We start from the raw sequence: 8904 nt of genomic DNA, 5'->3' as shown, positions 1-8904 counted from the left end.
ACGCTCGTCGGCGGCACCTGCCTGAGTGCCGCCGGCACCCCACCCACACCGAAGGAGATACACCCCATGCCGCAGTCATCCGAGATCACCGCAATCTGGCCTGAAGGTACCCCAAAGCCGCTCATGCCGTACTCCCCGGCCGTGCGCGCCGGCGACTGGCTGTTCGTCGCGGGCCACCTCGCCAGCGACTACGAGAACGGCCTTCCCCCCGAGATCACCGAGGCGAACCCTAACCTCGTGAACCGCATGGGAGCGGAATCCGCCTACCTGCTCGACAACATCGCCAAGACGATCGCGGCAGCCGGTGGCGACTTCAACCGAGACTCCGTCCGCATATTCCAGTGGATGGTTTCCGACAAGCCCACACTCGAGGAGTTCGACGCGGGGGAGACCTGGCCGGACCTCAGCATCACGCCCTACCTTGACGCGCGAAACAAGCACATCACCGACCCGCGCCCGGCATCCACCGCGCTGAGCGTCCACGAGCTTCTCGTCAAAGACACCACCGTTGAAGTCGACGTCATCTGCCGCCTTGACGGCGCAGAAAGCGTCGGCATCCCCGTCCCCGCAGGTCTGCCCTCCCCGCTGGCCGGCTATTCACCCGCGCTCGTGCGCGGCGACTACGTGTTCCTCGCGGGCGAGATTCCCGTGGACTGGGTCGGCGACTACGGTCAGACAGAGCACCGCGGACCGCTGTCCGCCCTCGCTCCTGAAGCGCGCGTCAACCCGTACCTCTGGTACGGCAGCGAGATCGAGCAGCAGACCGACTACGTGCTCGGCAAGCTCGACAAGATAGCGAAGGCCGCAGGTACGACCCTCGATCGCACCATCAAAGCGGACGTCTACATCGCCCATCCGAGCGACTTCGCCGGAATGGACAAGGTGTGGAGCAAATACTTCCCGGAGAACCCGCCGGCACGCATGGTCATGCCGTACATGGGATTTGGCGGCAAGAGCAGCCGGATCGAGATCGCGTTGCAGCTCCTCACCGGCGAGTCGGAACTGACCATCGAGACCGTGCACACCGACCTCGCCCCGACCCCGATCGGGCAGGAGCCGCAGGCTGTCAAGTGCGGCGACCTGCTGTACTTCTCCACCCAGATGGCCTTCGCCGACGACGGCAACCTCGCTGACGGCATGGCGCGACGACCCGAATTCCCCTACTACGGGGCACCCGCGCGCGACCAGGTCCGATACATCCTCAAGAACGTCGCCGCCATCGCCGAAGCCGGAGGTACCGACCTCGAGAACATCGTCCGTCGACTGTGCTTCCACGACGACTTCGCGTTCTTCCAGGAAGCGATCGACGAGTGGGCGGCTCACTTCCCCGGCGTGAAGCCCGCATCCAGCACTATCGGCCTCGTCCCCGGTCAGATGGTCGTCCCCGGCGCCAAGGTGCTCCTGGACCTGATCGCATATGTCCCTCAGTCATGATCCCCAGGGACGGAAGACCGGGGAGGCCGTGAAGATGGCCTCCCCGGCACCCCGCCTCGTCGCGACCGGCCTCACTAAGCGGTTCGGCTCCTTCGTCGCGAACGACAGCATCGACCTAACACTCGAGCCTGGCCGTGTGCACGTCGTCCTCGGGGAAAACGGGGCCGGCAAATCCACCCTCATGAACATGCTCTACGGGCACCTTCAACCCGACGTCGGAACCATCTCGCTCGACGGAACTCCCGTCGACATCAACTCGCCGTCGGCAGCGCTGCACCACGGGATCGGCATGGTGCATCAGCATTTTTCGCTCGTCGGGTCCTACAGCGTCGCGCAAAACGTGATCCTCGGCGTCGAACCGCGTGGCGCGCTACTTCACCCCCGCGACATCTCCACTTCGGTTGCCAACACTGTCGCCCGGCTCGGCTGGGACTTCGACGTCGACAAGAAAGTTGAGGACCTGCCCGTCTCCGCCCAGCAGCGCGTGGAGATCCTCAAACTCCTCCACCGCGGTGCCCGCATCCTGCTCCTTGACGAACCCACCGCGCTGCTCAGCCCCACCGAGATCGACTCTCTGCTCGACATCATCGAGAAGCTCAAAGCCGACGGCGCGGCAATCCTTCTCGTGACCCACAAACTCCCCGAAGTCGAACGAGTGGCAGACACCATCTCGGTGATCCGCCACGGAAAGGTCACCGCCCGCTACGAAGACACCAACATCGCACCGGCCGAGATGGCCCGAGCGATGACCGGACGCGTCGACATACCGCAGATCGTCAGCAAACCGCGAACGCCGGGCGCACCCGTGCTTGAGTTGCGAGGCGTCACCGTCTCCGGCGTTCACGGTCACGACGTCATAAGCGACGTCGACCTCACCATCCACGAAGGCGAGATCGTCGGGATCGCCGCTGTCGAAGGCAATGGCCAGCATGAGCTCGTCCAGGCGATCCTCGGCACTGCCAAGATCCGCGCGGGCCGGATCGCTCTCGCCGGCCACGACATCACTGGACGATCCCCTCGACACGTTCGCGCTTCCGGCGTGGCAGTGATCCCTGCGGACCGGCGCGCAGAGGGCACGGTCAGTCCCATGTCGCTCGTGGACAACTACGCACTCACCACCGTGGCCGCCGGCGGGTTCCGGCGGGGACCGTTCCTCGATCGGCGCGCCATGACAGCAGCCGCGACATCCGCCATTGACCGATACGACATCCGACCGGGACGCCCCGCAGCCGCCGCGTCGAGCCTCTCCGGTGGGAACATGCAAAAGCTCGTCATTGCTCGCGAAATCGACGCCGAACCTCAATGCCTCATCGCCGTGAGCCCGACCTGGGGCCTCGACATCGGCGCGGTCGCGGACGTGCAACGCCGGCTCGTCGAGGTGCGTAATGCAGGTCAGGCCGTCCTGCTCAGCTCGCCCGACCTCGACGAACTGCTCGCCTTGTCCGACCGGATCGTTGTGCTCTACCGCGGCCAGGTCGTCGCCGAGTTCACCCGCGACACCCTCGAAGTCGATGAACTCTCACTCGCGCTAATGGGATCCACATCAAGCAGGAAAGCGTCATGAGCACCACCGTGAGTACCGCCCCCGCCCGCCTTCCCGGCGTCATCAATCTCATGGGCGCCGCCGCCGGCCTCGTCGGCGCCAACGTGCACTACAGTCAGCCGCTCCTTCCGCTCATCGCTCTCACCATGGGGGTCTCCGCGGAATTCGTCAGCGCACTGCCGGCCGTCACACAGATCGGATTCGCTGTCGGCCTGCTCATCGTGCTGCCACTCGCCGACATGATCGAGCGCAAGAAGCTCGTTCTCACAACGATTGTAATCGCGATGATCGCCCTCGTCGGGCAGGGTCTGGCGCCCAGCGTGGGGTGGCTGCTTCTCGCTGGGTTATTTGTTGGAGCCGCCAGCGTGGCCCCGCAGGTCTTGTCGCCCTTCGCGGCCTTCCTCGCCCCGCCCGGCCGCGAAGGACAGGCCGCGGGCACCGTTCTCTCCGGCATCCTCATGGGCGTCCTCCTGTCCAAGGTCGTCGCGGGCACAGTGGCCGCTACCGTGAGTTGGCAGGCCCTCTACATCGCCGCAAGCGCCGTCATGCTCGTCCTCGCTTTCGTCCTCTGGCGAGCACTGCCGACATCGCAGCCCACCGAACACCTCCGCCTCGTCGAGCTTCTCCTCTCGCCGATCCGCATGCTCCGCGCATACGGACGACTTCGACTTCACGCCTGGCTCGGATTCCTCGTCTCCGCGATGTTCATGGCGTTCTGGGCCACATATGCCATCCACCTTCACGCTGAGTTCGGGTGGGGCCCGTTTGTCGCTGGTCTCTTCGGGATTGCCGGGATCGCCGGGAGCCTGCTCGCCCCGCTATCGGGACGCGCCGTCGACCGCGGACGCGTCCTCACCGTCTTCATCGTTTCCGGGATCGCTGCGCTCGTTGCGTTCCTCGGGTTTGGGGTGGGCGGCGACTTCGCGATCATCCTTGTGCTCGGCATCCTCCTCCTCGACGGAGCGGTCGGCCTAGCCCACGCGGCCAACCAGGCACGCATCTTCGGCATCGACCCCGAACGACGCGGACGCCTCAACAGCGTCTACATGTTCTCCTACTTCATCGGCGGCGCCTTCGGGACGGCCACCGCAGCGGCGGCCTACGCGACAATTGGCTGGATCGGTGTGGCCATCACCGGGGCGACCCTCGCCGTGGTGGCGCTAGTCACGACATCTGTAGCCGCAAGACGGGGGATGTTCGCCGACTGACGCGCCCGGCACACAACCACACCCGAAAGCGTCAGTGCCTCGCCCCGGTGGCATTCCCAAACGTGCGACGGGCGCATAGGGGGCGTCGACGTTCGCGGCACTTCCGTGACCCTGCCCTCTGCAGGTCGTGTTCGGGGATATTGAGGCTCGCGTAAACCAGACCGCGCGGGCTTGCCGCGGGAGCCAGAGTTCCTGGCCGCGATGCGACATCGTCACGATTCTCTCCACTCTCGCAAGGCGGTCCTCAGATCAGCGCTGAGATCGCGCACGAGCGAGTCGAGACTCTCGAACGTCTCGTCCGTGAGGCTTTCGATGATTCCGAACATTGGGCGGTCGGAGAACGCGATCTCGACCTTCCCCCGGATTTCGTAATGCACGCTCCGGTTCCTAACCGTCTGCATCCCCTCCGCGGACAGTCGCGTGGCGTCGGTTGAACTGACAAGGGCGCGGAGTCTGTCGCGCCCGGGCGATGTCGCTCCTGGGTGCGCGTCCAAGACCTTCGTCAGGGACGACAACGCGTGCCACAGGCTGATGAACCGCGCACGGAACCCAGCTGTGACGTGGCGGCCTGTGACGAGGGGAATGAGAGTGGTCGCGGTGTTGACCTCGGACTCGATGAGGAGCAAGAGGAGCTTCTGGTCCAGGTTTAGAGCCCTGTCGTATGCCCCTTTGAGATAGCGCTTGACGAATTTGTCGTTGTCTTCGACGGCGTCAACTGGGGACAGTTCCAGAGTCGTGACTAGAGCGTCCGCGCTGCCGGAAAGGCAGACGTAGATCCGCAAAGCGGCAATCAGGTCTTCGCCGAACCTCCGGAAATACTCCGGGTAGTCTCCGGGGGGCACAGCCTCGAGGCCAAAGCGCATGTGGAGCGGGATGGTTGCACCAACGACGTATCCGTCCAGCGTGTAGAAGCCGAGGTCCGGTTGCAGCCAGGTGAACCCGGGCATTACGTCCCGGAAGAGCAGGGCCCGCTGCGACATCCACGCTTGATGGATTTCGCCCTCGAACTCCTTGAGCGGTTTGCTCTTGCTGGTTTGGTTGTCGAGCATCTTCGTTGCATGGCGGGCCAAAGCTATGGAGGGGTGCTCCTCAGGCGGCAGGAGGGCAACAAGCCCAGGCAAAGCAACGTCTGGGTTCGAGGAAGCGAGGAGTTCACGTCCCTCATACACGATGCGCGACACGTGCCCCGACAGGAGAAGCGGAGCCATCACGCGCGCCGGTCCGTCGTGACGGAGCGCACTCGTCAGAACGTCCCCAATCCACAGCGCATCTTCGAGCAGCAGTCTGCGGCCGACGGCGATACGACGTTCATCTCTAGTCGACACGTGGCGACCATATCGGAGTCGTTCGAGCGTCGTTTCGAGCGCCGCCGCGACATGCGGATCTGCCGATCCCTAAACGCGCGATGCCCGTGAGCCGCTCCGCGACGAGCGGCACGCGGGGGCCAGCACGCATTGACGGCCGCGACTGAGTGCCGGGCGTCTCCTGAGTCTGGCTAGCTTCGCTGGTCTCAGAGCACGAGAGTTGTGGGGCCCGGCCGATCGAAGCGCTCCGACGCCACTAGCCGAATCGAAAGCCGAACAGCCCTCCCGCGTTGACGCTTCGGGTCTGGCTCAGATGGACGTCGTGCGCGCGGCGCATCGCGGTCGTTATCCGAGCGCGTGCTCGATTCGGATCCCTTGATGGCCTCGGTCTCAGCTGCGGGTCGAATCAATTGAGGCTGTTGCTTTCGGCGATGACCTGCTGCAGACGCTGCTAACGCTGCGCGCTGTTGGGTCGGAGTTCCCGCAGCGCCGAGTGATAGATCGATGCTGCGAGCTTCGCGTTGACGTCGAGGGCGCGACCGATGCCGACGGTCGCATCGTCGTCACTCTCGGCTGCCATGACGGCACTGACGACGCGGTCGAGGGAGTGACTGGCGTAGGTCTGTGCTCGGACGTGCTCGATCTGCTGGTCCAGCATCCGGCGGCGGGTGGCCGGACTGGAGGCGGGGCGCGTGTTGCGCTTCCGGTTCTCCGAGATAGTCTGCCCGGACAGCTCAACCGACAAGGGCTGGACCGTTCGAAGGCCAAGACTTACCAGAACGGCATGGAGGTCGTACTTTCCGGGCTCTAGGCTGCTCCAGACGCCGGCATTGATCGAGACGGAGACCCGGGCGTACTCACCGGGGTCCAGAGGCACCGCCTTCTGCTGGCTCGATGTCATCCACCCGAAACTGAAGTCGGTCGATCCTGGAGCAGTGAACACTCCGACGACATAGAACCCGTCAACGTCTGACTCCCACCGTGCTGGACCGGTGTTGACCACGTCAACGACGTAGTCGCCGGTCGACGGACCTGAAGTCATCAGCGCCGGCCACCGCAACTGCAAGCCTCGGCGCCTATCGGCACGACTGGGACGCCGCGGCATCGGCTCCGGCTGCACAGTCGTGACCGAACCGGTGCGCTGAGCTTCGACGTGGGCGACGCGCCACAAGGTCCCATGAGGGTCCATTGGCGCGCCGATGACCGGCGCACCCGACTGATACCTCTTCAGCACGCGCCACCCGTCGGGCGGTGCATCTGACGCGGAAGAGGTGTCCAGGGAGACGAGCTCAGCGATCAACGCCACCAGGGAAACTCCAGGCTCACCAAGCGCGTGCGGATCCACGTCGGCCGGACCTACCTGTGGCGCATCCTCAGAGAAATCCATGACTCGATGCTCACACACCCACACCGTTCGTCTCCTACCTGATCACCGATCCTCATTCGGGCGCCAGCGCGATTTCGATCCCCATGAATGCAGACTTCCGGCGCGGCCCATACCCACGCTCGTCGGCGGATCGGCTCCGCGCACCACACCGCGCGAGGGCGATCGGTTTCAGAACGCGGGAGCTACGCCAATCGGGCGCGACTGCCCGTGATAACTAAGCCGATCATCGCGCCGGAGCTGGCGAGCAGTACCACGCTGAAGCCGATGATCATCAGGTCAATCAGTGGGGGAAGTTGCAGAACGGCCGTGAGCGCGAGCCCTGCTACGGCGAGGAACGCGGTGAAGGACGCTGCGAGGATGAGCGACCGGGTGCGGACCGATCCCACCCGCGCGATTCGTAGTCCCCGCGCCTTGTCAGGTGAGTATCAGCCGACTGGCTCCAAGTCTTCGCTGTAGTCGATCGCGTCGAAGTCCATTTGCCCGGTCGACACCCAGTTGTGCACACGGTTGGTGACCTCCCAACCGAAGATGTAAAGCTCGGAGGCCGACTGCCGTTCGTCACGATCACCCTGAAACGAGGCGACAGCGTTCCGCTCCATGAGCAGGGACTCTTGCTGAAAGATCCAGCCCGCGATCCTTGGCGCATTGTCGTCGGCACCGGCGGCGGCGCGAAGGTCGTTCTCTCGTCGCTGGAAGGTTTGCGCGGCCGCGAACTTTCCGCGCTCGGGCTCATGGCGAGGGTGAAGATAGGCGTTCACCGCGTATGCGAACTCCGCGCGTTTGGCGCGGGCTCGGTCGGCGTGGTCACGGCGAGCGAGCCGCCACGTCACCACCACAGCGGCGATAGCAACCGCGAAGGACCCAACCGCGCCGAGCAGCGGAATGCCTGCGTCAATCCACCATTCTGGCGACCACCACTCCGGCGCTGGGTCGACGATGTAGACCGGGATCGGTGTTGGATCGAGGGTAGTGAGCGAGACGCGAAGCACGACGCCGAGCGTATCGAGCAGTGCGGGGTCGTCACGCTCAGATCAGACCGCGTGCACGGTGTGTCTCCCACGCGCCTCATTCGCGCTCGTCTCGCCGGTTGATAGCGGGTCCACCGTTCGAGTAGCGGTGGGGCATGGGGCGATGTGGGCGCGTGCCGCCCGAATCTCGCCCGCGCTGTGCGGGACGCCCGTTTAGCCCGCGCGGTAGTTCCGCACGCTTTGGCGCCATAAACGAGCGGCCTCACGGAGGCCGACGCGCTCCCGACCCCTCCGCCTACTCGAGTCCCCACAGCTGCCGCAGCACAAGGAAGCGCCCCGCCGGTTCGGGTCCGGCGGGGCGCTCCCAACGCGCGGCCAGCGTCAGCCGCAGCTCGCCCCCGCGTACGACGCGGAGGCCTCGGCTGACTCCCCACCCGCGGTCGCGACCAGGCTCACCTCGCCGGCTGGGATCGACGCCATACGCGTCGCGAACGCCGCCGAAGAGGTCTTCCCAGGCTGCACAGCCCCGAGGTTCTTCGTGCCGTACGGCGTCGTCAGCGTGACGCTCACCGGCACCTCGCCGTTGTTCGTCGTGCGCACCACGAGCGTGACCTTGCCGGCCACGCAGCGCGTGTCGGCGGTCACGGAGACGGGCAGCGCCGGGGCGATCACGACGACGTCGGCCGTCACGGTGACCGCGGTCGAGCTGTAGAGCTGCTTGCCCGGCGCGTTCCACGCGGTCGATCCGCCCGCGCCCACCCACTGGTTGAGGTTCGCGCCGATCGTGCGCACCGTGCCGGTGGCCTGGTAGGTGCCCGGCACCGCGGTGTCGACTTCCGACAGGTCCCAGGTCACCAGCTGCGATGCCGTGCCTCGGCCGTACGCGAGCACCACGTCTGCCTCGGCCGGAAGCGCGACCCGCACGGCGGCTTCCGTCGCACCGGCCTCGACCTCGACCGCCCCGAGGTCGCTCGAGACGGCGGCGGTAGCATCCGCGTTCCGGATCTCGTCGTACTGCGCCTTCGCGAGCCCGACGATGCCGCCGTGCTTCGTGCTCGGC

The 8904-nt window shown here is 65.6% G+C and carries 7 protein-coding genes; 3 read left to right on the top strand and 4 right to left on the bottom strand.

Annotated elements, in window-relative coordinates; all coding sequences use genetic code 11:
- The first annotated feature begins 66 nt into the window (after positions 1-66).
- Genes EIO58_RS08090 through EIO58_RS08080 form a run of 3 tightly spaced genes read left to right on the top strand, consistent with a single transcriptional unit; the run spans position 67 to position 4185 of the window.
- The gene (locus EIO58_RS08090) at positions 67-1434 is read left to right on the top strand and encodes a RidA family protein (protein ID WP_127819098.1); all 1368 of its coding nucleotides are present in this window, start codon (positions 67-69) and stop codon (positions 1432-1434) included.
- 34 nt (positions 1435-1468) lie between these two features.
- Positions 1469-2998 carry an ABC transporter ATP-binding protein gene (locus EIO58_RS08085; protein WP_240658642.1) on the top strand — a complete coding sequence of 510 codons (1530 nt, stop codon included), beginning with the start codon at positions 1469-1471 and terminating at the stop codon, positions 2996-2998.
- Complete coding sequence (locus tag EIO58_RS08080) at positions 2995-4185, top strand: MFS transporter (RefSeq protein ID WP_127819096.1); 1191 nt, start codon at positions 2995-2997, stop codon at positions 4183-4185. The genes EIO58_RS08085 and EIO58_RS08080 overlap by 4 nt, the downstream gene beginning before the upstream one ends.
- Before the next feature lie 212 nt (positions 4186-4397).
- Here the strand turns inward: EIO58_RS08080 and EIO58_RS08075 are convergent, their stop codons facing one another.
- The 4 genes from EIO58_RS08075 to EIO58_RS08060 form a co-directional block, all read right to left on the bottom strand.
- Positions 4398-5510: a hypothetical protein gene (locus EIO58_RS08075; protein ID WP_127819095.1), complete on the bottom strand. Its 1113-nt coding sequence runs from the start codon at positions 5508-5510 to the stop codon at positions 4398-4400.
- Between the two features lie 430 nt (positions 5511-5940).
- Entirely contained in the window at positions 5941-6876 is a 936-nt protein-coding gene (locus EIO58_RS08070) for a hypothetical protein (protein ID WP_127819094.1), read from the bottom strand.
- Between the two features lie 425 nt (positions 6877-7301).
- Positions 7302-7865, bottom strand: coding sequence for a hypothetical protein (locus EIO58_RS08065; protein ID WP_127819093.1), 564 nt, complete (start codon positions 7863-7865; stop codon positions 7302-7304).
- 360 nt (positions 7866-8225) lie between these two features.
- Positions 8226-8904, bottom strand: a 679-nt coding sequence (locus EIO58_RS08060) for an Ig-like domain-containing protein (RefSeq protein WP_205789183.1), incomplete at its 5' end; no start/stop codon positions are given.

Source organism: Microbacterium sp. CPCC 204701, assembly GCF_004010105.1.
Lineage (GTDB): Bacteria > Actinomycetota > Actinomycetes > Actinomycetales > Microbacteriaceae > Microbacterium.
The sequence above is the reverse complement of the archived record's forward strand: the minus strand, read 5'-3'. Positions and strand labels throughout refer to the sequence as shown.

Excerpts from the sequence above, each read along its gene's own strand:
- EIO58_RS08090 (WP_127819098.1), top strand. The coding sequence starts at position 67 with ATGCCGCAGTCATCCGAGATCACCGCAATCTGGCCTGAAGGTACCCCA.
- EIO58_RS08085 (WP_240658642.1), top strand. The coding sequence starts at position 1,469 with ATGGCCTCCCCGGCACCCCGCCTCGTCGCGACCGGCCTCACTAAGCGG.
- EIO58_RS08080 (WP_127819096.1), top strand. The coding sequence starts at position 2,995 with ATGAGCACCACCGTGAGTACCGCCCCCGCCCGCCTTCCCGGCGTCATC.
- EIO58_RS08070 (WP_127819094.1), bottom strand. The coding sequence starts at position 6,876 with ATGGATTTCTCTGAGGATGCGCCACAGGTAGGTCCGGCCGACGTGGAT.